The following is a 25,194-nucleotide window of genomic DNA, read 5'->3' as shown; positions in this document are numbered from 1 at the left end:
CGCTGAATGAATATATGGCAGGCGTTACGGATTTGGTAACCGCCCTGCTGACGCCTGAGAAGCTGTTCCCGGCGCATTGGGAGGTTCCGGCCAAGCTGGCAGAAGCGATGGGCTACTCGCTGCTTGCCGGAGGCAAGCGCCTGCGTCCTCTTCTCGTGATCGCGGCCTGCGAGGCGCTCGGGGGAAGCCGGGAAGCGGCGCTTCCGGTGGCAGCCGCCATCGAGATGGTGCATACTTACTCACTGATCCATGACGACCTTCCCGCGATGGACGATGACGATTACCGCCGCGGACGGCTGACGAATCATAAAGTGTTCGGGGAGGCGACCGCCATTCTGGCGGGCGACGCGCTGCTGACGCATGCTTTCTACAGCGTCGTTCAGTCCTCACGGGCTCACGGCGTTCCTGCCGAGCGTGTGCTCTCAATCGTCGAGGACCTGGCCGAGATGGCCGGTCCGCGCGGCATGGTCGGCGGACAGACCGCCGATATGGATGGCGAGCAGGGGCTGACTGATCTGGACAGCCTGAAATACATCCATCTGCACAAGACGGGGGACTTGATCGTATTCTCGCTGCTGGCCGGTGGCCGGATTGCGGGAGCGGACGAGCGGCAGCTGGAGGCGCTCCGGCGTTTTGGCGTTAATATTGGACTGGCCTTTCAGGTGCAGGACGATATTCTGGACCTTGTCGGGGACGAGGGCAAGCTCGGCAAGAAGACCGGAAGCGATGTCCGCCAGCAGAAGGTGACTTATCCTTATTTTATCGGGCTGGAGGAATCGCGCCGGGAAGTGGAGCGGCTCACAGGAGAGGCCAAGGATGCTGTGCTGGACGGCGGGTTCTCCGACGCGTCGCGGCTTCTGGAGATCGCGGAGTATTTAATGTCGAGAGATCACTAGAGCTTGTCACGGAAACGGCTGCCTTTCGACAGCCGTTTCACTTATGTTATAATGAGGGTTATACTTTACAACATCAGGAAAGCGGGGAATTCACGTGCTGCTTCCACAACTGAATGATCCACAGCAACTGAAATCGCTATCGATCGAGCAATTAAACTCGCTGGCGGACGAGATTCGCCGGTTTTTAATTGAGAAGCTGTCCGTTACCGGCGGACATCTGGCCTCCAATCTGGGAGTCGTGGAGCTCACGCTGGCCCTGCATTACTGTTATGACAGTCCCAGGGACAAATTCATCTTCGATGTCGGACATCAGGCGTATGTCCATAAAATATTGACCGGCCGCAGTGACCGCTTCGATACGCTCCGCAAATTAGACGGGCTGTGCGGCTTCGTCAAGCGATCCGAGAGCGAGCATGACGTATGGGAAGCCGGACACAGCAGCACCTCACTCTCCGCCGCGATGGGCATGGCAATGGCGCGCGACTTCAAGGGAGAGGACAACAAGGTGGTCGCCGTGATCGGCGACGGTGCGCTTACGGGCGGCATGGCCTTTGAGGCGCTGAACCATATCGGCCACGAGCGGCGCAAGCTGATGGTTATTCTCAACGACAATGAGATGTCCATCGCTCCGAATGTCGGGGCCATGCACAACTATTTGAGCAAAATCCGCTCGGACCGGCATTATCTGCGGGCCAAGGATGAAGTGGAGACGCTGCTGAAGAAAATTCCGGCGATCGGCGGACGATTGGCGAAGACGGCAGAGCGCATGAAGGACAGCGTGAAATACATGATGGTTCCCGGCGTGCTGTTCGAAGAGCTGGGCTTCACGTATTTGGGCCCGGTGGACGGCCATGACATCCAGACGATGATCGATACATTCCATCAGGCGGACAATGTTGCGGGTCCGGTGCTTGTTCATGCGCTGACTACCAAGGGCAAAGGCTATAAGCCGGCGGAAGCCGATTCCTATAAGTGGCATGGCATCACGCCTTACAAAATCGAATCCGGCCAGGTGCTGAAGGCCGTAGGGAACCCGATGTACACCGATGTGTTCGGGGAGACGCTGATTGAGCTTGGCAAGCAGGACGAACGCCTCATTGCCGTTACACCGGCCATGCCGGGCGGCTCCGGTCTGTTTCCTTTTGCCAAGGAATTCCCGGGAAGAATGATCGACGTCGGCATCGCCGAGCAGCATGCGGCAACGCTGTGCGCGGCGCTGGCGATGGAAGGAATGAAGCCGGTGTTCGCCGTCTATTCAACCTTCATGCAGCGGGCTTACGATCAGATTGTCCATGACATCTGCCGCCATAACGCCAACGTCATGTTCGCGATCGACAGAGCCGGCTTCGTTGGCGCCGATGGAGAGACGCATCATGGCGTCTACGATATCGCCTTCATGCGGCATATTCCGAACATCGTGCTGATGATGCCGAAGGACGAGAATGAGCTGCGCCATATGATGAAGACGGCGCTTGAATATAACGACGGTCCGATCGCCTATCGCTACCCGCGCGTCAACGGAACCGGCGTTCCGCTGGATGCGGAGCTTCGCTGCCTGCCGATCGGCACATGGGAGCGCATGCGTCCCGGCGACGATATCGCGGTTATCGCCTGCGGGCCGATGGTTCAGGTAGCCGAAGAGGCGTCCGAGGCGCTGAAGCGCGAGGGCATTCAGGCCGGAGTGATCAACGCACGATTCCTGAAGCCGCTGGACCATGATATGCTGCTTGATCTTGCACGCGCAGGTACGAAGCTGGTCGTGCTGGAGGAAGCAAGCCAGGCGGGAAGCCTGGGAAGCGCGGTGCTTGAGTTTTTCGCAGAGCACGGGCTTCATCATGTAACCGTGGAGCTGATGGGAGTTCCGGATATCTTTGTCGAGCACGGTTCGGTCAAGGAGCAGCGGCAGATGACAGGGCTCACCGTCGAAGGACTGTGTGCCCGAATCAAATCGATGAAGGCGGTCAGCACTTATCCGTACGGCAAGACGACAACGTCCTCATAATCTACCCCTTATTCGGGTAAGCGATAACCTACAAGCTGGAGATGACTATGGAAGGTAAAGAGAAGGAACGCAGTCCCAAAGAAAGAATCGATGTACTGCTTGTCGAGCAGGGTTTCTATGAGAGCCGGGAGAAGGCCAAGGCAGCCATCATGGCCGGTCTTGTGCTCGCTGACGAGGAACGGATCGAGAAGGCGGGCATGAAGGTGCCGCGCAGTTCAGTCCTTAAGGTGAAGGGCGCTGTGCATCCCTATGTGAGCCGGGGCGGGCTCAAGCTGGAGAAGGCGCTGCGCACCTTCGGAATTGATGTCACCGGAAGAACGATGCTCGATATCGGCGCTTCGACCGGCGGATTTACCGACTGCGCGCTGCAGAACGGAGCGAGCTATGTATATGCCATTGATGTTGGCTACAACCAACTGGATTGGTCGCTCCGGGAAGATAAGCGCGTCTGTGTCATGGAACGGACCAATTTCCGTTATATGACGCCTTCTGATCTGCAGGGGCCGGCTCCGGATTTTGCGAGCATTGACGTCTCTTTCATTTCGCTCAAAATTATTCTGCCTCCGCTTAAGGAACTGCTGCAGCGTCCCGCTGATATCGTAGCGCTCATCAAACCGCAGTTCGAGGCTGGCAGGGAGAAGGTGGGCAAATCGGGAGTCGTCCGGGATTCTGCGGTTCATCGCGAGGTGCTGGTGAACGTGCTGAGCATGGCTCAAGAGCTCGGCTACCGTCTGCAAGGGCTGACCTTCTCTCCCATTACGGGTGGGGAAGGGAATATTGAGTTTCTGGCTCACTGGAGACTTGAACATGAACAGGCCGGTCAGATTGCGGAAGACGCGTCTTCAGGAACGCCTGATTCCGGGTTCGCTGAGCTGGCGGCAAGAGTGACGGCCGACGCTTCCGGGACGTTCGGTGGTCAAGCGCCGTCATCCGGAGGCTCGCCGCGCCGGTAACGGCCCGAGCAAATATCGGATTAGGGAAATCGTTCAGCGGATCGCCGCTTAAGGCTGCCGAGATCATCGGCAGTCTTTCTTTTGTTCCGGAGGCAGATCTGTAACAGCAACAGTAAAGTAAGGCTTCCCGGAAATGGGCCTTTGCTGTAATAGAAAAGCGGAACCCACTTGAAATGCGAACGTTTATTCGTGTATACTACAGCAGAAGAACCAAAATTCGGCATGCCAGGGCCGTCTCCCGGACGGTCCAGGCTATGAAACTATATGCAGCGAACCAGAGCCATTTTGGAAATCCGGGGTATGCTAATTACAACGGGATTGCGCCTTTCTTTTGAGAATCGGGAGGGAATCGGTGTCTCCGGCTCGAATACATCACCGAGGTGATGACGAGATGACGGGAAGCCCCGACAAAGCGGTTATGGCGATTATCGGCACGCTGGCAGCGGTTTTTATAATCTACCGCATTTACGTATGGCTGCAGAGTTCGCCCCGCTCCTTCCTGCAGGACCGTCTTCCGCTGAACGAAGACATTCCTCCACACCCTGCCATAGGCCTGCTGGAGCAGGCCGGATATGAAGTGATAGGCGGAAGGCTCAAGATTCCGCTCTCGTTCCGGGTGAACGGGACGCCGCTCTACAGCCGGCTGTTCGTTGATTACGTAGCGGCCTCGGATGACGGAACCTCATATCTGGTACTGCTGGCACGCCCGCGCCGGCCGCTGGAATGGACGGGGAGCGGTATTCGGGACATGCTCCTTCCCTTTCTGCTGATTTATCCGGAAGTTGGGGGCGTGCTGTATGTGAACGCTCCGGAAGCGGCGGTTCATGTAATTACATTCGGCAGGGACGACGGAGAGAATGACTAGAATCTTTTTAACCAAACGGGAGGATCTACATGAAAGGTCAACGACATATCAAGATTCGCGAAATTATTACCCACCGGGAAATCGAAACCCAGGACGAGCTGGTCGAAGCGCTGCGGGACGCGGGGTTTCAGGTTACCCAGGCGACGGTCTCGCGCGATATCAAGGAGCTCCTGCTCATTAAGGTTCCCATGGATGACGGGAGATACAAATATTCGCTGCCGACCGATCAGCGCTATAATCCGACCCAGAAGTTAAGGCGGGTGCTGGTGGATAATTTCGTCCACATTGATTATTCGGGTAATCTGGTTGTGATGAAATGCCTGCCCGGTACCGCCAACTCGGTCGCCGCGCTTATCGACAGTATCGAGTGGCCGGAGATTATGGGAACCATTTCAGGTGATGATACGATTCTGATCATTTGCCGCGAACCTAAAGACAGTACGAGTGTGGTTTCCCAAATCATGGGTTATATCTGATACAGGCAGTTAAGTCTAGGAGGTGCTTTTCGTGCTGGAAACGTTATCGATCCGTAATCTGGCGGTTGTAGAATCGGTTGATGTTCATTTTTATCCCGGATTTCATGTGCTTACTGGCGAGACAGGCGCGGGGAAATCGATTATCATCGATGCGCTGGGTATGATCGCGGGAGCGCGGGGGTCGGCGGATTCCATTCGCTACGGCTGTGAGAAAGCCGAGATGGAAGCCTTGTTCAATCTGCCGGATGACCACTCGGTTTGGGCGACGCTGGAGAGGCTTGGCATACGGGCCCAGAAGGAAGAGCACCTCATAATCCGCAGAGAGCTGAATGCCCAGGGGAAGAGCACCTCGCGGGTCAACGGACAAATGGTCAATCTGACCATGCTCCGTGAAATCGGCGAGCAGCTTGTCAATATCCACGGACAGCATGAGCATCAGAACCTGCTTCGTCCGGATCGCCACTTAAGCCTTCTTGATACGTATGGAGAAGCGGTGATCGGCCCGCTGAAGACGGACTATCAGGTGAAATACAGCAAATTCGCTGCGGTTGAGAAGGAGCTCAGGGAACTTCAGGATTCCAGCCAGCGCGCGTACCAGATGCTGGATCTGTACCGTTTTCAGCTGGAGGAAATTTCGGCGGCCGCGCTAAAACCGGGAGAAGATGAATTACTTTCCGATGAAAGGGTCAAACTAGCCCATAGCGAGAAAATGATGGATTCCATTTCAGGCGCTTACGAGCTGCTGAACGGCCGTCAAGGGCTGGAGGCGATCGGGAACGTCATTTCCATGCTTGAGGATGTCGTCCGGTTCGACGAGAAAGCTTTGAGGCCGCTGCTGGAACAGCTTCAATCTTCCTATTATCAGCTGGAGGACGCTTCCTTTCAGCTTCGCGATTACCGCGAGGACATTGAATTCAACCCGGCAAGGCTGGAAGAAGTGGAGACCCGGCTGGATTTGATCAATACGCTCCGGCGCAAGTACGGTGACAGCGTGGAACAAATTTTGGCTCATTTCGAGCAGATTACCCGTGAGACGGATCTCTTGGAGAACAAAGACGAGTATCTGGCGAAGCTGACCGCGAAGCGCGATGGGCTTCTTTCTGAGCTGATGGCTTCGGCGGAACATCTCAGCGCGGCGCGGCGGAAGTGTGCCAGTGAGCTGGCTTTCCAGGTGGAGAGAGAGCTGAAGGACCTTCAAATGGAACGGACTACGCTTGAAGTGAAGCTGGATTATCTAGAGGATCCCAGGGGCGTAGAGGTGGATGGCCGGCGCATTCGCCTCACGAGACAGGGAATCGACAACGCCGAGTTCATGATCTCGCCCAATCCGGGCGAACCTCTGCGCCCGCTCAGCAAAATCGCCTCCGGTGGCGAGCTGTCCCGGATCATGCTGGCGATGAAGAGCATTTTTGCCAGACATGAAGACATCCCGGTGCTGATCTTCGACGAAGTCGATACGGGGGTCAGCGGACGCGCAGCGCAGTCGATCGCCGACAAGCTGTACAAGCTGTCGTCCACCTGCCAGGTGTTCTCCATCACACATCTTCCACAGGTGGCGTGCATGGCCGACCATCAGTATTTGATCCGCAAAAAAGTGGAGGACGGACGCACGATGACCGAGGTGGAGCCGCTTAATGAGCAGGGACGCGTCATGGAGATGGCCCGTATGCTCGGAGGCGTGGAAATTACCGAAAAAACGCTGCATCACGCGCAGGAAATGCTGGGCTTGGCGGAGGGGAGCAAGGCTGTCGGAACACCGGCAGGTTAAGTATTGACAGTAATAAAAGCCTGGGGGCAGGGTTATCTTATAGGTACGCAATTGGCGACCACTTTTTTCGTCAAGCGAAAGAAGCAAAAGGGAGCGTGACAGCCATTGAAGCCCAACCTCAGGATTGTTGTGCCTGGTCTTTTCATTGCCTTTTTTCTTAGTGTGTCCGGGTTTAGTGCATCTGACTCCGGCTTTGCCTCTCCAGCCCGAAATGATTCCGTGCAGGCTTCGGCTCAGCGGGAAATCAAGGTGTTCCCGGGCGGTCAAACGATCGGCGTCAAGGTCAAGTCTGATGGAGTGCTTGTCGTTGGTCATCATCTGGTGGAGGTGTCTCGTGACAGCAAGCTGTCTCCCGGCGAGATCAGCGGGCTGGAGCCCGGCGATCTGATGACTTCCATCAACGGGGTCAAGCTGGACGATATGTCCAAGGTGGCGGAGCTTGTTAAACACGCCGGCGAGGCGGGCAAGGAGCTGAACATTACGTTTAAGCGAGGGGGACAAGAGCGTTCGGCAGCTCTGAAACCGGCATACGACAGGAATGACAAAGTATGGCGCCTCGGATTGTATATTCGCGACTCGGCGGCAGGGGTCGGAACCCTTACCTTCTATGCTCCCAAAGAAGGCGTGTACGGCGCGCTTGGCCATGTTATTACGGATATGAACACTGGTACTCCGATTGTGGTCGGCAGCGGTCATATCGTCGAATCCAGCGTAACCTCCATTTCCAAGAGCCAGGATGGTGACCCCGGTGAGAAGCGGGCCCATTTTCTAAAAGAAAGCCAAGTGCTGGGGAATGTTGAGAGTAATACGGACTTTGGCATCTTCGGCAAAATGGGGAGCAACCCCGCTCACAGCCTATACCGTGAACCAATTCCCGTTGCAATGAGCCGCGAGGTCAAAGAAGGGCCAGCGCAGATTCTTACGGTCGTTGAAGGACAACGTGTGGAACGGTTTGACGTGAATATTATCCACGTAGCTCGTCAGGACGAGCCGGCTACGAAGGGAATGGTGCTGCGGATTACCGACTCAAGGCTGATCGATAAGACCGGAGGGATCGTTCAGGGAATGAGCGGGAGTCCGATTGTCCAGAATGGCAAGCTTGTGGGAGCCGTTACACATGTCTTCGTAAATGATCCCAAATCGGGTTATGGCTGCTTCATTGAATGGATGCTGAAAGATTCCGGCGCAGCGGCGCAGCATAACCTGTTCTACAATCTTAAGGCGGTATAGCCTTAAGATTTTTTGTCGAGCAATACCGAACTTCATCGAATAATGGAACAAAAATAATAATTATAATTCATTGCCGAAAATAAATAAAGAAAAATAATTTTCGACAGAAGGAAAATCATTTCGTCTGTCGAAATCCTTAGAAGGATTGATCAAATGCTGTTTGGATAAGCAGATTCTTTTAAGGAGGAAACAGCCTGTGCAAAAAATTGAAGTGCTATTGGCCGATGATAACCGGGAATTTACCAATTTGCTTGCTGAATATATTTCGGAGCAGGAAGATATGACGGTAACCGGTATTGCGTACAATGGTGAAGAAGTGGTTCAGATGCTGAGTCAGGTCCGCAAAATTCCCGACGTTCTTATCCTTGATATTATCATGCCTCATCTTGACGGACTTGGCGTGTTGGAACGCCTGCGTGAGATGGATTTGAATCCTCAGCCCAAGATCATTATGCTGACTGCTTTCGGTCAGGAGAATATAACGCAGCGAGCTGTTCAGCTTGGAGCTTCGTACTATATTCTGAAACCGTTTGATATGGAAGTGCTGACCAATCGCGTGAGGCAGCTGGTCGGAACGCAGAGCGGAAGCATCATGACATCGTCATCTTCCAGCTCGCCGTCCTTCTCTGCAGTCAAATCGAATGTGGTTCCGTTGTCCAAGGGCAAGAATCTGGATGCCAACATCACTTCGATCATTCATGAAATCGGCGTTCCGGCTCATATTAAAGGTTATCAGTATCTGCGTGAAGCCATCACGATGGTATATAACAACATCGAAATTCTAGGGGCAATTACGAAGACGCTGTACCCTGCCATTGCCGAGAAATTCAAGACAACGCCTTCCCGCGTTGAGCGCGCGATCCGTCATGCCATCGAGGTGGCATGGACACGCGGCAACATCGATTCCATCAGTCATCTGTTCGGATACACGATCAACATCAGCAAGTCCAAGCCAACCAACAGCGAATTCATCGCGATGGTGGCCGACAAGCTGCGGATTGAGCATAAGGTGTCGTGAAAGGGTAAGGATCAGGACACGTAGAACTCGAATCAACCAAAACCACTTATTTATTGGTGTACCAAACACTAATGAAGGAGTGGTTTTTTTCTATGACAGATTTCGAAGAACCGTTGGATACATCAATGCTCTATCATGGTCACATATATGGTTAGTCGAAAAGGAAATTGATATAATTAAACTCATTGGGAGGTACTGAAGATGAATGAACCCGGGTTGGAGAAGGCCATGGATACTCTGCAATATTTGAGCCAGGATTCGGAGGCTCGCCGCTTGTACGAGGCCCGTCAGAAATACCTGCATGACGAAGCATCTATGCTCGAAGGAGCGAAACAAGCTGGAATCAAGGAAGTCGCACATAATATGCTGAAGCTGAACATCGACATCGCCACGATTGCCAAGGCGACCGGATTATCGGAACAAGAGATTCTTGCATTGAAGAAATAATTATACCTCAGGGGGTTTCCATTGTGGAACTCCCTTTTTTCGTGCCCTCCTTCCGAGGTCACCTTGATTTCGTGTTCTTCCTCCGCTTATTGGAGAGGGATGCTGCCTATTACGCTCGCAAATTTCCTTATTGCATTAAAGGACAGGATTTTATATAATCATAATGCAACCGGTTGCATTAAGGAGTGGATAAAATAACATGGAGAAGTTGACCATCCAACAGATAGCCGACCTTGCTGGCGTCAACAAGGCTACAGTATCGCGTGTTCTGAACGGGAGCAGCAGCATTTCCGAGAAGACACGGCAAAAGGTCGAGAAGATTATGAAGCAATACAATTATGTGCCCAATTCCATTGCCCGCGGTTTGGCTTTTAAGAAGACATTTACTGTCGGCTTTTGCTTTGATTATACGGATAAGCGGGCTTATGCGAATCCCTTTTTCTATAAGGTGCTTCAGGGAATTGAGGAGATCGTGTATCAGAATGACCATCTGTTTCTGATGATGAGCGATCACCGGCTGAAGAAAAGCAAGTCCACGTTTGAACGCGTTGTCGTCGATCATCGTGTGGATGGCCTGATTATTCCGAATACGTTGTTAAATGAGCAAAATTACAATTTGCTCCTTAAACATAAAATGCCCTATGTAGTCTCCGGGGAAAATATGCTGCCAAAGGAGGGAGTGCCATGGGTTGATATTGATAATGTGCAGGCTGGCCGGATATTGACGGAGCATCTGATTGATCTTGGATGTCGCCATATTTTGATCTATGCGGATAAAAGCGCCGCAGAGCGGGACAAGTTTATCACCGACCGTCTGAAAGGGTACTCAGAAGCAATCAGCAAGGCAGGACTGGAAGTTAATGTTATACACAGTCCCGAAGATTTGAAAGCGGTTAATCAAGAGGGGGACGAGCGATCAGAAGGTCTTCCGGAGCCGGATGCTTTAATCTGCTGTACTCATGAGCAGCTGTTTGAGGTCCTTGACTGGGAACTGGGACACTCTGTTTTATCCCAACTGGCCTTGGCCACCTTTGATAATTTCCCAATATCCCGCTATATGAAATACCCGATTCATTTTGTTGAGATTGATCTGGAAATGATGGGCAAGCAGGCGGCCCAAATGCTGTTCGCGCTAATGAACAAAGAGGAAAGCGTGGTGCGATCCATTTCGATTCAGACACGCATCGGCAGCAAGTGAAGAAGAACATACTGGACAAAAGGAAGGATTCCAATGACTACAAACTTTTATCACGACCCGGCGGTGGATGCGGTGCTGATCTCTCCGCGGCAGATGGAGATACGGCTCAGGCTCCCAAGCCAAGATACTGCGGTCCGGCTCCTGTACTGGAATAAATACAAGCTGGATCAATATGGGATACAGTCCCAGCCTATGGTTATGTGGGCGGAATCCGAGGATTACAAGTATTACCGCACGGTATTGACAGGAATGGAGTCCCGTATCCGTTACCTGCAATATAAATTTGAATTTGAAAGCGGGGGTGAGAGGCAATGGCTTCATTCCGATGGCGTGAAGCACACAGAAGAAACGAAAGGCGGGTTCTCGTTATCCTATGCAGGAGACAGGGATGCAATTGATCCGCCGGATTGGATCGGCAGCCGGGTATGGTATCAAATATTTCCGGAACGGTTCAGCAACGGGAATAAGGATAATGATCCTGAAGGCACGGAGCCATGGGGAAGCGTACCTACACGCGACAACTATATGGGCGGCGATCTGCAGGGGATCATTGACCGTCTGGATTATCTGGACAGCCTGGGTATCAATGCACTATATCTCAATCCGATATTCAGCGCCACATCGAACCATAAGTATGACACGATTGATTATTTCGCCATTGATCCGCAGTTTGGAACGGCCGATGACTTGCGTCAGCTCGTCAATAAATGCCATGAGCGGGATATCAAGGTGATTCTGGACCTGGTCATTAATCACTGCGGGTATTATCATCCTTACTTCCAGAATGTGATTCAGCAGGGGGAACAGTCAGAGTATAAGGATTGGTTCTACATTAATCAATATCCGGTGGTGCGAAGCGAAGAGGGGTATGATTCAGTAGGATACTATCAGTGGATGCCCAAGCTGCGGACATCGAATCCTGCCGTTCAGCAATACATCTTCGATATCGTTTCTTTTTGGCAGAAAGAAGCCGGTATCGACGGATGGAGGATCGATGTCGCAGACGAGGTGGAGATCAGCTTCTTGCGGGAGCTGAAATCCGTTGTGAAGAGATTAAATCCCAACGCTATCATTATTGCAGAAATCTGGGACGATGCCAAGCGGCTGATGCTGTCCGGAGCGGTGGACAGTGTCATGAACTACGAGCTTCGCACCCTCTTGTTCGATTTTATTCTGGACCGTTCCATCACCTTGCGCCAGTTCCATGCCCGTCTTGTTCATTTCACCCACCGTTATTCACTTGCCGAACTGGGGCAAATGTTCAATCTGCTGGGAAGCCATGACACCGAGCGGATTATAACCAGATGTGGCGGGAACGAAGAGGATTTATTGCTGCTGCTGGCTGTACAGTTCATGCTGCCCGGAAATCCGACCGTGTACTACGGGGATGAAATCGGTATGACTGGAGAAAATGATCCATACTGCCGCGCGGCGATGCCTTGGGAGCGCCTGACGATAGAGCATCCGCTGTTTAAGCAATGGCAATTCTGGATTTCCAGAAAAAAGAGTGATTCAGCCCTTCAGAATGGCGGAATTGAACTGCAATATATGGAAGAATCCGAATGCTACTTGATTCGCAGAGCGAATGAATCCCAGAGCATAAGCTTATTGATTAATTTCTCTTCATCGGAAGTGCAGCTGGAATCTATTCATAATGAGCTGGGTATTCGTGAAAGCACTTGCATCTACCGTTCCTCCGAGCTCGGTGCAGCAGCTGCAAGTATTCACCCTCGGCAGTTTCATGTATATCAAACTACGATATAAGGAGACTAACATATGATGACTAAAAGGGGCCTCTTACTGTCAACTGTGTTTGTAATGTTAGTTATTTTGTCAGCTTGCGGTTCGGGTAACGGCAATAAGCCGCAAGCCGGGAATGCCAATTCCCAACAGGCGGAGAAGCAGGTAACCATAACGTTCTGGCATCACTACAGCACAGCTTCTCCGGAAGAGAAAACCTTGACCGAGAAGCTGATCCCTGAATTTGAGAAGCAGAATCCGGGCATTAAGGTGAATGCGGTGGCTTTTCCTTGGGATGAGCTGCATAAGAAGCTTCAAATCAGCGGCAGCGGAGGCGAGGTGCCCGATGTGGCCCGGCTGGATATTATCTGGGTTCCGGAGCTGCAGGATTCGGATCTTCTGGTCCCGCTGGATGAGGAGTTTTCCGATTTTAACACAGTCGCGCAAGGGCTGCTGGCGGGTCCGCTCTCTACCGCGAAAGTCGGCGACCACTATTACGGTGTCCCGCTGAACACGAATACAAAGGTGCTGTTCTGGAACAAGGACATGCTCCAGAAGAGCGGAGTTAATCAGGCGCCGGCAACCATGGATGAATTCTTCAGCGCAATAACAGCGGTTAAGGCTCAATTCCCGAAAGGCTGGGGGTACGGTGAACCGGCATTGCAGGGCTGGAACGTGCTGCCATGGATTTGGAGCAACGGCGGGGATATTCTTTCGCCAGACTACACGACAGCCGACGGATATTTAAATTCGCAACAGACGATTGATATTATTTCAAAATTGAGAACCGCGTACGCTGCCGGAGAAATCTCGGGCTTCAAGCCCGGAGATGTGTCCGTAACGGAAGGCCATGCTCAGGGCAGCTATGCCATGATGGCTGAGGGACCATGGTCTGTAGCGCAGTTTAACACGCAATTTCCGGATTACAAGGCCAATATGGCGCTCTTCCCGGCGGGTTCGGCTGGCTCCGTGCAGGTGCTTGGAGGCGAGGACTTAGGGGTGCTTAGCAAGGATAAGAAGGAGGAGTCCTGGAAGTTCGTTAAGTTTATGGTGTCCGAATCTTCACAGGTAGAGATGGGCAAGATCGGCCAAATTCCGGTTAACCTTGCGGCCATGAGCAATGAGGAAGTCCAGAAGATTGATTACTATCCAATATTTTTGGAACAGTTAAAAACAGCCAAGGCACGTCCTCCTGTAAAATCATGGCCGCAAATCGACAATGTGCTTGGCGATACAATGACCCGTATTTTCCTGACAGATAAAGATGTCAAAGCGGAGCTTGATGCAGCAGTCGTGCAGATCAATAAGCTGTTACAGGATTAACCATTAATGAAGACGCCTTCATCTGAAACGTGAAGTGAAGGCGTCTCATCTAAATAAGGAGTCATACCTATGCGAAAAAGGGAAGGGACTGCCGGCTATCTGTTTTTTCTGCCCGGTTTCATGTTTTTTTCACTGTTTATCCTCTACCCGTTAATCCGGAATTTCATATACAGCTTCTATGACTTCAGACTGACGGATATTAATCATCCGGTGTTCACCGGAGTCACCAACTATAAGCATGTGCTGTATGATTCCATGTTCTGGATCTCCCTGCGGAATATCCTCGTGTACGGATTGATTTCCGTTCCCGGGCAGATGATATTCGGTTTTTTGGTAGCCTATGCCCTGCATCAGAACCGTTTTGGAATTAAGCTGTTTCGTGTGGTTTATTTCCTGCCGGTTATTACATCGTGGGTGGTAGCCTCACTGATTTTCAAGTTCGTGTTCATGGACCAGGGCTTCTTAAACTATGTGATCACCGATGTCCTGCATGTAACCGGAGAGACGATCAGTTGGCTTAGCGAACCTGGCAAGGCCATGTTTGTTATTGGCTCTCTGGGCATCTGGAAGGGTGTTGGATGGGTGATGGTAATCTATCTGGCCGCGCTGCAGGGAGTGCCCAAGGATCTATATGAGGCTGCAGCGCTGGATGGAGCCAGCACATGGGAGAAGATTAGATATGTGACTCTGCCTTCCATACGCAATACTACATTTTTTATCCAGATGATGTTGATAATAGGGGCATTTAATGTGTTTACTTCCATTTATCTGATTACGGATGGCGGACCGCTGCACCAGACGGAAGTGATGCTGACATGGATGTATGAAAAGGCATTTACAGAGTATGATCTCGGTTATGCCTCGGCTTTGTCCTATGTGTTCGCTGTCATTATTGCCGGCTTGACGGCTATACAATTTCGCCTGAATAGACAGAATTAAGGAGGCGATCTCATGCGTTCGTTATGGAAACCAATATTACTGTACACGCTGCTCGTTATAGGCGGCATCATTTCCGTGTATCCGCTTGTCTATATGTTCCTGACGGCCTTAAAGCCGATGACCCTGCTGTTTGAATTTCCGCCCCGGCTGGTTCCGTCAGAGATAACCTGGAGCAACTTCACCGAAGCCTGGGTCAGCCAGGATTTTGCACGCTACCTGTTCAACAGCATTTTGGTCACACTGTCCAGCTTTGCCCTGATCTTTGTATTATCCTCAATGCTGGCTTTTGCTTACTCCAGATTTCATTTTAAGGGAAAAGGCTTAAGCTTCGCGATTCTAATGGGCGGATTAGTTATTCCGAGCCTGACGCTGCTGATTCCGCAATTCCTGCTGATCCGCCAGCTTGGCTTGTTCAACTCGCTATGGGGATTAATCGTGGTATATGCTGCCGGCAGCATTCCTTTTACCACGTTTCTGCTTAAAGGGTTCTTCGATTCCATCTCTTTTGATATTGATGAATCCGTGGAGATGGAGGGAGGCAATGCCTGGACGCTGTTTTATTCCATTATTCTCCCGCTGTCGAAACCGGCTTTTGTGCCGGCAACCATTTTTAATGCGCTCGTCGTCTGGGAAGAGTTCCCTTGGGCGCTAACGATCATCAATGATCCGCTGAAGCGGACCTTGCCGGTGGCGCTTGCCAATTTCCAGGGCCAATACACTACCCAGTGGGGGATCGTATTTGCCGGGTCATTGATTGCGATTGTGCCCATCATCCTGTTATTCCTGATGCTGCAGCGTTACTTTATCGCCGGAATTACCGCCGGAGCCATTAAGGGCTAGAGCCTCGCAACAAAATAAGTTCAAGAGCAGCAGGTACCGGCAGACGGTGGCTTGCTGCTCTTTGGCATACGGTTTGGAAGACAAATACATATGAGTTCCTATATAATGATAACGATCATTTTATAAAAAAGGGGAATGCTGAATGGACTTGCTGCATTTGAAGTATTTTCAAACCGTTGCTCGGACAGAGCACATTACTGAAGCTGCCAAAATGCTGCATATGGCCCAGCCTGCGCTTAGCATGATCATTTCGAAGCTGGAAGCAGAATTGGGCGTTCCCCTGTTTGACCGGGTTGGCAGACAAATTCGGCTGAATGAGCAGGGCAGAATCTACTTGCAGAGAGTTAATGCTGCTCTTGACAGTTTAGAGGAAGGAAGGCGAGAGCTTTCGGCATGGGCAGGTGTGGAGGAGAAGCAGGTCTCATTAGCTGTTCAATCCTTAAGCGAGCTGTCCAATGTGCTGTCGCCCTTCTTGAAGCAGTATCCCGATGTTCAGTTCAAAATTATGCAGGCTTCGACCGAAGAAGAAAAGCTGCAGCTGCTTGAGCGAAATGAGATTGATTTTTTTCTGACGAATGAAATGATGAGCACCAAAGATGTGGTTCATGTCAAGCTTGCAACGGACGAGCTGATGATTGCAGTGCCGCCTGGACATCGATTGGCCGGGTCAAGCCGTATTTCATTAACGGAAGTAGCCAAAGATGGATTCATTACGCTCAAGCCAGGATATTATTATCGAAAGCTAACGGACGAATATTGCAGGATAGCGGGCGTTGATCCGAACATTGTATGTGAAGGCGATGAGCCGGCAGCAATATGCGGTCTGATAAAATCCGGTTTGGGCATTGCGTTCCTGCCCTCGCGCTCATCTGTGGAGAATCCTGCCCTCACCTATCTTCATATCGACCAACTGGACTGCCGCATCACTTACTATCTTGCATGGAAAAAAGAACGCTACTTATCACGGGTTGCACAAATATTCCGTGAATATGTGATTCAACATTTTTCTGCCATCTAATCATACCGGGTTCAAATGAAAGAAGTTTGCGCAAATTTTTCACCTAGAGGCAACCAGCATTCATATTAACGAATTCATGTGTACCTTATGTAGCATTAAGCTGAAGAAGCTGGTGTTCCGCAGGAAAAAAATGCTACTATTTACACAAATGAAAACGATAATAGTGAAAAGAAGGGTTGAACATTGATATATGAAAGAGAGCAACAGGAGGACCTGCAGGCTTTGACTGAACGGGCGGAGAGCGGAGATGCGGAAGCTCAGTACCGCCTGGCGCATTGGTATTACAGCGGTGTGTATGGCGTCAATAAGAACGATGAGGAAGCTTTTTCCTGGTATTCGCAATCCTTCTATTGGTTCTCCCAGGCGGCCGATCAGGGCCACAGCATGGCCCAATACTATTTGGGCGTGTGCTATGAGAACGGATATGGTGTGAGTGAGGACTATGAACGGGCCGTTTCCTTGTACCGGGAAGCAGCGGATCAAGACCTTCCGCCTGCGCAGTGTGCGCTGGGGCTGTGCTATGAACATGGAACAGGCACTGAGGAAGACAAGCCCGGAGCGATGGAGCTGTACATGCTGGCTGCCGAGCAGGGCTATGCCCCGGCACAGTGCAATTTGGGTTATTTTTATTATCTTGGCATTGTAGTGAAGGAGGATAATGCGGAGGCTGTTACATGGTTTGCCAAGGCGGCGGAGCAGGGCTATCCCCGGGGGCAGCTTCTGTTGGGCGAATGTTATGAGAACGGATTCGGTGTTCTGCAGGATAAGCCCAAGGCCAGGGAGCTGTACCGCCAGGCAGCGGAGCAGGGCTATGCGCAGGCACAGTGCAATCTGGGCTTTTTCTATTATCATGGCATCACTGTAGAGGAAGATCATGAGGAAGCTGCACGCTGGTTCACCAGAGCCTCCGAGCAGGGTTATCCCCGGGCGCAGTATTTGTTGGGTGTGTGCTATGAGAACGGCTATGGTGTGGAGCAGAGCCTGGAGCAAGCCGCCGCCCTTTACCGCAGCTCCGCCAAAAGGAATTATCCGGATGGCCAATGCGCGCTCGGCGTGTGCTATGAATACGGCAATGGGCTGGAGCAGAACTATCAAAAGGCGGCTGAGTATTACCGATTGGCGGCTGAGCAGGGTCATTCTGCAGCGCAGTGCAATTTGGGCTTCTTCTACTATCATGGTGTTGCGGTGGAAGGTGACTACGAACAGGCCGTACACTGGTTCGCCAAGGCAGCGGATCAAGGTTTTTCACGGGCACAGTATTTGTTGGGCCAATGCTATGTGCACGGCTATGGTGTGGAGCGAAGGCCGGAGCGTGCTGTGGAGCTGTTCCAGCTTGCCACAAGGCAGGGAGATGCCAGGGGAATGACTGAGCTGGGCTTGTGCTATGAGCACGGTACCGGCGTCGAGGAAGACAAGGCCGAGGCTATGGAGCTCTACCGTCAAGCGGCGGAGCAAGGCTATCCCCGTGCACAAAGCAATCTGGGCCTTTTTTACTTCTACGGCATCGCTGTTGATGAGGACAACGACAAAGCGTTCTACTGGTTCTCCCAAGCTGCCGGGCGCAGGAATGCTCAGGCGCAGTATATGCTCGGAGAATGCTATAAATTTGGCTTTGGTGTAAAAAAGGATCTGAAACAGGCTGCCGAATTGTATCGGCTGGCATCGGATCAGGGGCATCTGGGGGCGCGGAATGTGCTCGGCGGTCTCTATGAATCCGGAAGCGGCGTCGAGCAGGACAGCGCAAAGGCAATCGAGCTTTATCGCAGCGGTGCGGAACAGGGCAATGCCGACTCCCAATACAATCTGGGCAGAATGTTCTATCTGGACGATAAAAAAGGGGCGGCAGGGGCAGCAGCAAGCTGGCTGGCTAAGGCGGCGGAGCAGGGACACCGCATTGCACAGCATAAGCTTGGGGACTGCTATTTATTTGGCTCCGGCGTTCAAGCGGACAGAGGAAGGGCACTGGAGTTGTATGCGCTTTCCGCTGAGCAGAACTACTCCCCGGCACAGTATGTGCTGGGTGAAGCGTATCTGAAGGGAACATTGTGTAAAAAGGACTACAGTCAGGCGATCGTGTGGCTGGAGAAGGCCGCCGCGCAGGGCGAGGCTAAGGCCAATCACCTGCTCGGAATCTGCTATGAGAACGGTTATGGCGTAGAGCCGGATTTGCGGCGGGCTTGTGAGCTGTATGGTATTCCCGCTGATAACCGCTACCCGGATGCGATGAAGGAGCTGCAGCGCTTGGCTGAGGCTGCTTATATTCCGGCACAGCTCAAGCTGGGACAGATTTACTATCACGGCTATACCGAGGATGAGGAAGAACAGGAAGAGAACCTGCAGGCGGAAAAGTGGTTCATACGGGCGGCGGAGCTGGGCGATTCCGATGCGCAATATAGGCTTGGCTGCTGCTACTATGAGGCAACCGGGATTAAGAACAATCTGCCCTTGGCTGCACAGTGGCTGGCGTCTGCTGCCGAACAGGACCATCTGGAGGGGCTGCGCTTATTGGCGCATTGCTATGAATATGCGGACGGTGTGCCCAGAGACAAGAACAAGTCCAATGAGCTATACCGCCGTGCGTTCCAAATTTGCCTTGCGCGCGCTGAACAGGGCAATCTATCCGCGATATCGCTGCTGGCGAAGAGCTATTGGCTCGGTCAGGGCGTCAAGCGGGATTACGCTCTGGCGGTACAGTGGTATGAACAAGCCGCAGGGCATGGAAGCATTGAGGCCATGTGCCGGCTGGGCGAATTCCATGAGCGCGGTCAAGGTGTTGCCAAAGATGGCGCCCAGGCCGCAGAGTGGTACAGAAAAGCCGCAAATCGCGGCAGCGCTCACGCACTGGCCGAGCTGGCGCGCCTCTATGAGAAGGGCATCGGTGTGGAGAAGGATATACAAAAAGCCTATGAGCTGTATTGCACTGCCGCCGAGCGTGGCAGCGGTCAGGCAGAGGAGGCGCTTGAGCGGCGGTTTGGTCATACTGCGCGATTCCAGGAGAAGGACGAGGAGAGCGAAGATGTCAGGGAAGACGAAGACGGTGATAGCAGCAACGGGAGTTCGCTCTTGTTTGACAATGAGGAGTACAAGGAGTATTGCCGTCAGCTTGACCGTTACAATTGGGACGATGGCTTCGAGTTTCCGCAATCTCTTTTGTCCGACTCCGGCTGTGATTTAGCACTTGCCCTGAAAATCTTCTATCTGGCAGACGGCTACGGCTATCTGCAGCGTTTTATTGGTGAGGAGCCATCCGGTTCCCCGGAATGGCTTGTTTTTATGGATGCTCTGTATGCAAGGCTTGTGGAGAATCAATTTCCCGCTGCAGAGAGCCGGTATCCCGGCAGGAAGCATCCCTATCAGATTCCCTTGAGCAAGGTGCAGCGCTTCCGTCTGCGGAAGGCAAATGTACCGGATGTGTTTATTGAAGATGTGTAACACAAATAGGCGATGATATCCACTGGAGCTTCCTCCAGAAAGGATATCATCGCCTTTTAGTTATGAACAACCGTGAACCTGATTTCAGTGCGCTTCCCGCTTATACAGGGGCAAGGATCAGCGCAGTGTCTTAAGCGCGCCGCTCCAGGCTACGACCTGGTCGAGCATGCCGTTAACATTGGTCAGATGAAGATCCTGGGGCTTAAAGACCGAGCCGTTCTCAAAGTCGGTGAACAGCGATAGCGCAGGATGTACACGGACATCGGCGATCGACAGCTCTCCCAGAATGCCGCGAAGATGCTCGGCTGCACGTGCGCCGCCGACGGAACCATAGCTGACGATGCCAGCGGCTTTATTGTTCCAGGCTTCGCGGGCGTAGTCCAGGGCATTCTTCAGTGCACCGGAGATGCTGTGGTTGTATTCCTGCACGATGAACACGAAGCCGTCGAGGCTGGCAAGCTTGGTGTTCCATGCTGTTGCTTGTTCTGTAGCATCCTCTTCACCGAGCAGCGGCAGTTTGTAATCGGCGATGTCGACGATCTCGTAATTAGCGTCCCCGCGCTTATCGGCGATGCTCTTCACCCATTCTCCAACCTGAGGACTTAAGCGTCCTTGCCGTGTGCTGCCCAGAATGATTCCGATATTTAAGTTAGACATTGTATTCTCCTCCTGATCGGCATTTTTGCCAAATAGTTTGTCCAGAAAGCCCATTGCGTACACCACCATATTCTACTGTAATTGTTAGTTGATCTGCATTTGCTTATGTTGCTATAATAATGCAATTACATTATAAATGTCAAGCTACTAACTTTAAGTTTGCAGATATTTTTTTATTATCCGCATCTCACATTGCTTGATCAATGTTTTTGCTATTCTTATCAATCAAATTAAAATAACATAATCGTTATTAAACTGCCCGATATAGCTAAAATCATGTTGGCCTGCTCGAGGATATGATACAATCAATGCTGCTGATGGCTAACTGCCGTACTACTTATTGGAGGTCAATATGAAAAAAGTCGAAGCGATCATCCGTCCCGAGAAGCTGAGAGAGGTGATAGAGGCTCTTCGCACGATAAATGTAACCGGTTTTACGGTCACACAGGCTCAGGGACGCGGCCAGCAGAAGAACACGACAGGCGTGTATCGGGGCAAGTCCTATACGGTAAATCTGCATCACAAGATCAAAATCGAGATTGTAGTATCCAACCACAAGGTTCAGGAGACGATCCAGACCCTGATCCGGACCGCACAGACCGGCGAGATGGGCGACGGCAAAATTTTCGTCAGTACCATTGAGGAAATGTACAATATCCGCACCGGAGAGCCCGACGAGACCATCGATGAATTAATGTGAACGCTTTATATGAATGACAAACATGTGAACAAAGAGAGGCGAAGTCCTGAATTCGTCTCTTTTTTGTGTAAGCAAACATAACATTTCATGTTGACAATGATAGGCCTCGCTTTTACTATTAGAGATGCTCATATCGTGTCAGGGAGGATAACATCAACATGAATGCCGGAACTGAAGTTGCACTGAATACCGTCTGGGTTGTACTGGCAGCGGCCATGGTCATATTCATGGAAGGCGGCTTCAGTCTGCTCGAAGCCGGCTTGGTACGGACGAAGAATGCGGTTAACGTGACAATGAAAATTTTTGTGGATTTAACGGTGGGAGTACTGGCCTTTTTTCTCATCGGATTCGGGATTTTATTTGGAAAAGATTCGGGCGGTGTCATCAGCTTCAATTTCTGGGGCGCGTCACAGAAATTGAAGCTGGCTCTCGATCTCCCGCTCGCCGCCTACGTGCTGTTTCAAATCGGATTCGCCATTGCGGCGATCTCCATCATTTCCGGCGCGGTTGCGGAGCGGATGTCCTACAAGGCATATATTTTAATCGCTGCGTTCGTAGCCGCGATCCTGTACCCGATTTCGGGACATTGGATCTGGAACGGCGACGGATGGCTGGCGCAGCTTGGCATGAAGGATTTTGCAGGCTCCGCTGCGATCCATGCCCTGGGTGGCTGGGCGGCCTTCGCCTTCGCCAAGGTGCTAGGCCCCCGGCGGGGAAGATTCAACTCGGACGGCAGTGTGAACGTATTTGCGCCAAGCAACATACCGCTGGCTTCGGCGGGAACCTTTATTCTCTGGTTCGGCTGGTTTGGCTTCAATGCGGGAAGCACACTGAATGCGCTTGATGTCAATCTGGCTTCCATCGCGCTCAACACCACGCTGGCTGCAGCGGCTGGAGGAACGTCGGCAATGGTCTACACCATGTTCCGTTACGGGAAGGCTGACCCAAGCATGACGATGAACGGCGCTTTGGCCGGCCTTGTCGCCATCACCGCAGGATGCGCCTTCGTCAGCGCCTATTCCTCGATTCTTATCGGGCTCATCGCCGGGGTGCTGGTCATCTGGGGAACGCTGGCCATCGACAAGCTGAAGGTGGATGATCCGGTTGGAGCAGTAGCCGTACATGGAGTCAACGGAGTCTTCGGAACATTAGCGGTCGGCCTGTTTGACAAGAACGAAGGCCTTCTGACGGCAGGCAGTCTGCATCTGCTGGGCGTACAGGCACTCGGCGTCGCGGTTGTCGTCATATGGGGACTCTTCATGAGCTTCGGCTTCGCGAAGCTGATCCAGAAGACGGTTGGCCTGCGCGTGACAGCGGAGGAAGAAGAGGATGGTCTGGATATGGCCATGCACGGCATCCCGGCCTACAACGAGCTTGAGCGGTTCAGCGACCAGCCGGGCATTGATCCTCATCTTCTGCACAAGACTGGAACCGGACTTTAAAGCGGCAATGCTTGGATGCGCTGATGCGAAAGCTTTGGCTTAACAACAGAAGAAGGGCTGCCCTTGCTTAAGGACCATCCCCTGTCTTGGAGACATGGGAGAAGCTCCTTGCTTTTGCCGGGCGGCCCTTTTCTGATGGAAAAAATGCAATAGGTTACTCTTTCAGCCTCAAAACGTCTCAGCCGCTTCCTTGGCCCGTGCGATCCCGTTCTCCTTGATCTGCTGGGCTTTGTCCGGCTCCGCGTTATGCCCCTCAATGAAGATTCCTTCAAGTGACGGCACGCCATAGAAGTTCATCATGATTTGAATATACCGGTGCCCCATTTCAAGCTGAGCGGCCGCGCCTTCGGAATAATAACCGCCGCGGGCTTGAATGTGGATCGCCTTTTTGTCCGTCAGAAGGCCGACCGGTCCTTCAGCTGTGTAGCGGAAGGTTTTGCCGGCGACGGAGATCGCGTCAAAGTAAGCTTTCATGACCGGGGGAAAGGAGAAGTTCCAGAAAGGGGTCACGAAGACATATTTATCGGCCTCTACGAACTGGTCGCTGAGCGCGGCCAGACGGCCAACCTTGGTCTGTTCGTCAGCGGATAGCTGATCGAAGGCGGTGCCGGACTGAAGCTTGCCCCAGCCGCTGAATACATCTGCGTCGATGTAGGGGATATGCTCCTTGTAGAGGTCGATCCGGATGACTTCGTCGCCCGGGTTCTTCGATTGATAGGCATCGATGAACGCTTTTCCGGCCGCCATACTGTAGGAGACCTGGTGGTCATGAGGGTGGGCGGTAATATAGAGCAGCTTAGCCATGTTGGGTTTCATTCCTCCTGGTGAGTGATCTGCCGTTAGTGTTGGATTTTTCCCGTGATTTATTCATGGCGATTGAACGGGGTGACTATAAATATGACTATAAATAAAGCGAATCCCGCAGGATCCGCTTCCATTAGAGGTAAGCTATTATGTAGTTCTCTTAGTACGCGCTCTAATCCCGACTCCAAAGCGTGAATGAGAGCTTGAATCCTTATTTTGCACTGGAAAAAAATCGATAAACCTGTCAAAATACGAATATGCAAGGAAGCATTTACTCCGTAAGCTCAGGCTTCCTCTTGATCAGCACGTCTTCAATTATCTCGATAAACTCCGCGGATGCCTTCGCCTGTACCGCCAACTCATAGATATTCAGCAGCTGTTCATTGGTTAATGTCTCCAGTGAGGAGGGACGCGGAGAAGGAGTAAAATGATAGTTCATTAAATTCCTCCTTAAGTTTGAATGGTTGTGCATATACATCCTTTCCAAATGATACCATTTACTTTGCGACTTGTCTTGTCCTGTTCTCCCTCTCAATTCTTCTTTACATATCATGGGTATTATGTAATAATAATATTTTTTGTTAACTTAGATAGAGGAGAGTGTTAAATATGAGTTGGCGTCCGCAAACTGAAGAGTACGACAAGTTTTTTGAGAATTACATCGCTCTTGTTCCGAAGGAAGGAAGCTTGGAAGAGCTGCTCCGCGAGCAGGGTAAAACGGTGGCCGCTTTATTCGGAGAACTGTCAGAGGAACAAGGGAGTTACCGTTACGCCCCTGGCAAATGGAGTCTTGGGCAGCTGCTCGGCCACCTGATCGACGCCGAACGGATCATGTCCTATCGGCTGTTCCGGATCTCACGAGGGGACAGCACATCGCTTCCCGGATTTGACGAGAATTTTTTTGTAGACGCTGGCCAATATGATTCGTATTCTCTGAAAGAGCTGATTCCTCTCTATGAAGCATCCCGGCAGTCCACGCTGGTTCTTGTCGGCAGCATTCGGGATGACGCCTGGACCCGGAAGGGGAACGCGAACGGGCATGCCATTTCGGCCGGGGCCCAGCTCGCCCTGATGATCGGCCATGAACGCCATCATTTGAGTATCATTAAGGAACGGTATCTCGTTTAGGAGGAACTGGCATGGGGGTTTGGCGGAGTATCTTGCGGTTGTTGTGGGAGCCTGAGCGTCATCTGCTGGCTGAGATATTCGATCAGTCCGAATACTTCCGGATCAAGGGAGCGCTGGGCAGCGCAGGCATCCGGCACCGAACCCGATTCTCCGGAACGACGGCAGCCGCAGAACGCCGGAAATTCCGGGGAGGGCCCTCTCCTGTCATTTATCGCGTTTATATCAGCTCTGAAGATGAAGCAAGAGCGGCGAAAGCGCTGAATCATAGAGGATAAAAATGAAGGCCACGAACGTCTGCGGCAGGCAGGCGGTCATGGC

At 52.0% G+C, this 25,194-nt stretch carries 22 protein-coding genes and 1 pseudogene; 20 read left to right on the top strand and 3 right to left on the bottom strand.

Going from position 1 to position 25,194, the window contains the following annotated elements; translation table 11 throughout:
• The first annotated feature begins 14 nt into the window (after nt 1-14).
• The 16 genes and pseudogenes from PSTEL_RS17485 to PSTEL_RS27705 all read left to right on the top strand — a co-directional run bounded on the left by PSTEL_RS17485 (nt 15) and on the right by PSTEL_RS27705 (nt 20,145).
• Nucleotides 15-896 carry a polyprenyl synthetase family protein gene (locus tag PSTEL_RS17485; protein WP_038701166.1) on the top strand — a complete coding sequence of 294 codons (882 nt, stop codon included), beginning with the start codon at nt 15-17 and terminating at the stop codon, nt 894-896.
• Between the two features lie 94 nt (nt 897-990).
• The gene (gene dxs / locus PSTEL_RS17480) at nt 991-2,898 is read left to right on the top strand and encodes a 1-deoxy-D-xylulose-5-phosphate synthase (RefSeq protein WP_038697275.1); all 1,908 of its coding nucleotides are present in this window, start codon (nt 991-993) and stop codon (nt 2,896-2,898) included.
• A 47-nt stretch (nt 2,899-2,945) separates the two neighbouring features.
• Complete coding sequence (locus PSTEL_RS17475) at nt 2,946-3,851, top strand: TlyA family RNA methyltransferase (protein WP_038697273.1); 906 nt, start codon at nt 2,946-2,948, stop codon at nt 3,849-3,851.
• A 391-nt stretch (nt 3,852-4,242) separates the two neighbouring features.
• Entirely contained in the window at nt 4,243-4,716 is a 474-nt protein-coding gene (locus PSTEL_RS17465) for a hypothetical protein (RefSeq protein WP_038697269.1), read from the top strand.
• A gap of 29 nt (nt 4,717-4,745) precedes the next feature.
• Nucleotides 4,746-5,192: a transcriptional regulator AhrC/ArgR gene (gene ahrC, locus PSTEL_RS17460; RefSeq protein ID WP_038697266.1), complete on the top strand. Its 447-nt coding sequence runs from the start codon at nt 4,746-4,748 to the stop codon at nt 5,190-5,192.
• 31 nt (nt 5,193-5,223) lie between these two features.
• A complete protein-coding gene (recN, locus tag PSTEL_RS17455; protein ID WP_038697264.1) occupies nt 5,224-6,960 on the top strand; it encodes a DNA repair protein RecN in 1,737 nt (578 codons plus the stop codon).
• A 162-nt stretch (nt 6,961-7,122) separates the two neighbouring features.
• Nucleotides 7,123-8,190, top strand: coding sequence for a SpoIVB peptidase (gene spoIVB / locus PSTEL_RS17450; RefSeq protein WP_425415226.1), 1,068 nt, complete (start codon nt 7,123-7,125; stop codon nt 8,188-8,190).
• Between the two features lie 196 nt (nt 8,191-8,386).
• Nucleotides 8,387-9,208, top strand: a complete 822-nt coding sequence (spo0A, locus tag PSTEL_RS17445) for a sporulation transcription factor Spo0A (RefSeq protein ID WP_038697260.1) — start codon at nt 8,387-8,389, stop codon at nt 9,206-9,208.
• Between the two features lie 180 nt (nt 9,209-9,388).
• A pseudogene (locus PSTEL_RS17440) lies at nt 9,389-9,655 on the top strand (PD-(D/E)XK nuclease family transposase); the annotation flags it as partial.
• A gap of 199 nt (nt 9,656-9,854) precedes the next feature.
• Nucleotides 9,855-10,853 carry a LacI family DNA-binding transcriptional regulator gene (locus tag PSTEL_RS17435; protein ID WP_038697255.1) on the top strand — a complete coding sequence of 333 codons (999 nt, stop codon included), beginning with the start codon at nt 9,855-9,857 and terminating at the stop codon, nt 10,851-10,853.
• 33 nt (nt 10,854-10,886) lie between these two features.
• Nucleotides 10,887-12,617, top strand: a complete 1,731-nt coding sequence (locus PSTEL_RS17430) for a glycoside hydrolase family 13 protein (protein WP_052098621.1) — start codon at nt 10,887-10,889, stop codon at nt 12,615-12,617.
• Between the two features lie 54 nt (nt 12,618-12,671).
• On the top strand, nt 12,672-13,916 hold the full coding sequence (locus PSTEL_RS17425) for an extracellular solute-binding protein (RefSeq protein ID WP_169744600.1): 1,245 nt from the start codon (nt 12,672-12,674) through the stop codon (nt 13,914-13,916).
• Nucleotides 13,917-13,985: 69 nt separating this feature from the next.
• Nucleotides 13,986-14,855, top strand: a complete 870-nt coding sequence (locus tag PSTEL_RS17420) for a carbohydrate ABC transporter permease (protein ID WP_038697251.1) — start codon at nt 13,986-13,988, stop codon at nt 14,853-14,855.
• Nucleotides 14,856-14,867: 12 nt separating this feature from the next.
• On the top strand, nt 14,868-15,695 hold the full coding sequence (locus tag PSTEL_RS17415; protein WP_038697249.1) for a carbohydrate ABC transporter permease: 828 nt from the start codon (nt 14,868-14,870) through the stop codon (nt 15,693-15,695).
• Nucleotides 15,696-15,837: 142 nt separating this feature from the next.
• Nucleotides 15,838-16,713, top strand: a complete 876-nt coding sequence (locus tag PSTEL_RS17410; protein ID WP_038697247.1) for a LysR family transcriptional regulator — start codon at nt 15,838-15,840, stop codon at nt 16,711-16,713.
• 222 nt (nt 16,714-16,935) lie between these two features.
• On the top strand, nt 16,936-20,145 hold the full coding sequence (locus tag PSTEL_RS27705; RefSeq protein ID WP_169744599.1) for a DUF4274 domain-containing protein: 3,210 nt from the start codon (nt 16,936-16,938) through the stop codon (nt 20,143-20,145).
• A 117-nt stretch (nt 20,146-20,262) separates the two neighbouring features.
• On the opposite strand, the gene PSTEL_RS17400 is transcribed toward PSTEL_RS27705, so the two are convergent.
• Nucleotides 20,263-20,802, bottom strand: a complete 540-nt coding sequence (locus PSTEL_RS17400) for an NADPH-dependent FMN reductase (RefSeq protein WP_038701160.1) — start codon at nt 20,800-20,802, stop codon at nt 20,263-20,265.
• Between the two features lie 352 nt (nt 20,803-21,154).
• Here PSTEL_RS17400 and PSTEL_RS17395 point away from each other — a divergent pair, with 352 nt between their 5' ends.
• On the top strand, nt 21,155-21,502 hold the full coding sequence (locus PSTEL_RS17395; protein ID WP_038697245.1) for a P-II family nitrogen regulator: 348 nt from the start codon (nt 21,155-21,157) through the stop codon (nt 21,500-21,502).
• 158 nt (nt 21,503-21,660) lie between these two features.
• Nucleotides 21,661-22,944, top strand: coding sequence for an ammonium transporter (locus tag PSTEL_RS17390; protein WP_052098618.1), 1,284 nt, complete (start codon nt 21,661-21,663; stop codon nt 22,942-22,944).
• Between the two features lie 168 nt (nt 22,945-23,112).
• On the opposite strand, the gene PSTEL_RS17385 is transcribed toward PSTEL_RS17390, so the two are convergent.
• Entirely contained in the window at nt 23,113-23,748 is a 636-nt protein-coding gene (locus PSTEL_RS17385) for an FMN-dependent NADH-azoreductase (RefSeq protein ID WP_038697243.1), read from the bottom strand.
• 271 nt (nt 23,749-24,019) lie between these two features.
• A complete protein-coding gene (locus tag PSTEL_RS28010; RefSeq protein ID WP_169744598.1) occupies nt 24,020-24,187 on the bottom strand; it encodes a sporulation inhibitor A family protein in 168 nt (55 codons plus the stop codon).
• Nucleotides 24,188-24,357: 170 nt separating this feature from the next.
• Between PSTEL_RS28010 and PSTEL_RS17380 the strand changes: the two genes are divergently transcribed.
• Nucleotides 24,358-24,876 (top strand): DinB family protein, encoded by a 519-nt coding sequence (locus PSTEL_RS17380; protein WP_038697241.1) that lies wholly within the window; start codon nt 24,358-24,360, stop codon nt 24,874-24,876.
• Between the two features lie 11 nt (nt 24,877-24,887).
• Nucleotides 24,888-25,151 carry a hypothetical protein gene (locus PSTEL_RS17375; protein ID WP_038697239.1) on the top strand — a complete coding sequence of 88 codons (264 nt, stop codon included), beginning with the start codon at nt 24,888-24,890 and terminating at the stop codon, nt 25,149-25,151.
• Nucleotides 25,152-25,194 lie beyond the last annotated feature (43 nt).

Origin of the sequence: Paenibacillus stellifer (assembly GCF_000758685.1) — a bacterium.
Lineage (GTDB): Bacteria > Bacillota > Bacilli > Paenibacillales > Paenibacillaceae > Paenibacillus_AQ > Paenibacillus_AQ stellifer.
Note: the sequence above shows the minus strand (reverse complement) of the source record. Positions and strands in the feature narration are given on the sequence as shown.

Excerpts from the sequence above, each read along its gene's own strand:
- PSTEL_RS17485 (WP_038701166.1), top strand. The coding sequence starts at position 15 with ATGGCAGGCGTTACGGATTTGGTAACCGCCCTGCTGACGCCTGAGAAG.
- PSTEL_RS17475 (WP_038697273.1), top strand. The coding sequence starts at position 2,946 with ATGGAAGGTAAAGAGAAGGAACGCAGTCCCAAAGAAAGAATCGATGTA.
- PSTEL_RS17465 (WP_038697269.1), top strand. The coding sequence starts at position 4,243 with ATGACGGGAAGCCCCGACAAAGCGGTTATGGCGATTATCGGCACGCTG.
- ahrC (WP_038697266.1), top strand. The coding sequence starts at position 4,746 with ATGAAAGGTCAACGACATATCAAGATTCGCGAAATTATTACCCACCGG.
- PSTEL_RS17435 (WP_038697255.1), top strand. The coding sequence starts at position 9,855 with ATGGAGAAGTTGACCATCCAACAGATAGCCGACCTTGCTGGCGTCAAC.
- PSTEL_RS17430 (WP_052098621.1), top strand. The coding sequence starts at position 10,887 with ATGACTACAAACTTTTATCACGACCCGGCGGTGGATGCGGTGCTGATC.
- PSTEL_RS17425 (WP_169744600.1), top strand. The coding sequence starts at position 12,672 with ATGTTAGTTATTTTGTCAGCTTGCGGTTCGGGTAACGGCAATAAGCCG.
- PSTEL_RS17420 (WP_038697251.1), top strand. The coding sequence starts at position 13,986 with ATGCGAAAAAGGGAAGGGACTGCCGGCTATCTGTTTTTTCTGCCCGGT.
- PSTEL_RS17415 (WP_038697249.1), top strand. The coding sequence starts at position 14,868 with ATGCGTTCGTTATGGAAACCAATATTACTGTACACGCTGCTCGTTATA.
- PSTEL_RS17410 (WP_038697247.1), top strand. The coding sequence starts at position 15,838 with ATGGACTTGCTGCATTTGAAGTATTTTCAAACCGTTGCTCGGACAGAG.
- PSTEL_RS17400 (WP_038701160.1), bottom strand. The coding sequence starts at position 20,802 with ATGTCTAACTTAAATATCGGAATCATTCTGGGCAGCACACGGCAAGGA.
- PSTEL_RS17395 (WP_038697245.1), top strand. The coding sequence starts at position 21,155 with ATGAAAAAAGTCGAAGCGATCATCCGTCCCGAGAAGCTGAGAGAGGTG.
- PSTEL_RS17390 (WP_052098618.1), top strand. The coding sequence starts at position 21,661 with ATGAATGCCGGAACTGAAGTTGCACTGAATACCGTCTGGGTTGTACTG.
- PSTEL_RS17385 (WP_038697243.1), bottom strand. The coding sequence starts at position 23,748 with ATGGCTAAGCTGCTCTATATTACCGCCCACCCTCATGACCACCAGGTC.
- PSTEL_RS28010 (WP_169744598.1), bottom strand. The coding sequence starts at position 24,187 with ATGAACTATCATTTTACTCCTTCTCCGCGTCCCTCCTCACTGGAGACA.
- PSTEL_RS17380 (WP_038697241.1), top strand. The coding sequence starts at position 24,358 with ATGAGTTGGCGTCCGCAAACTGAAGAGTACGACAAGTTTTTTGAGAAT.
- PSTEL_RS17375 (WP_038697239.1), top strand. The coding sequence starts at position 24,888 with ATGGGGGTTTGGCGGAGTATCTTGCGGTTGTTGTGGGAGCCTGAGCGT.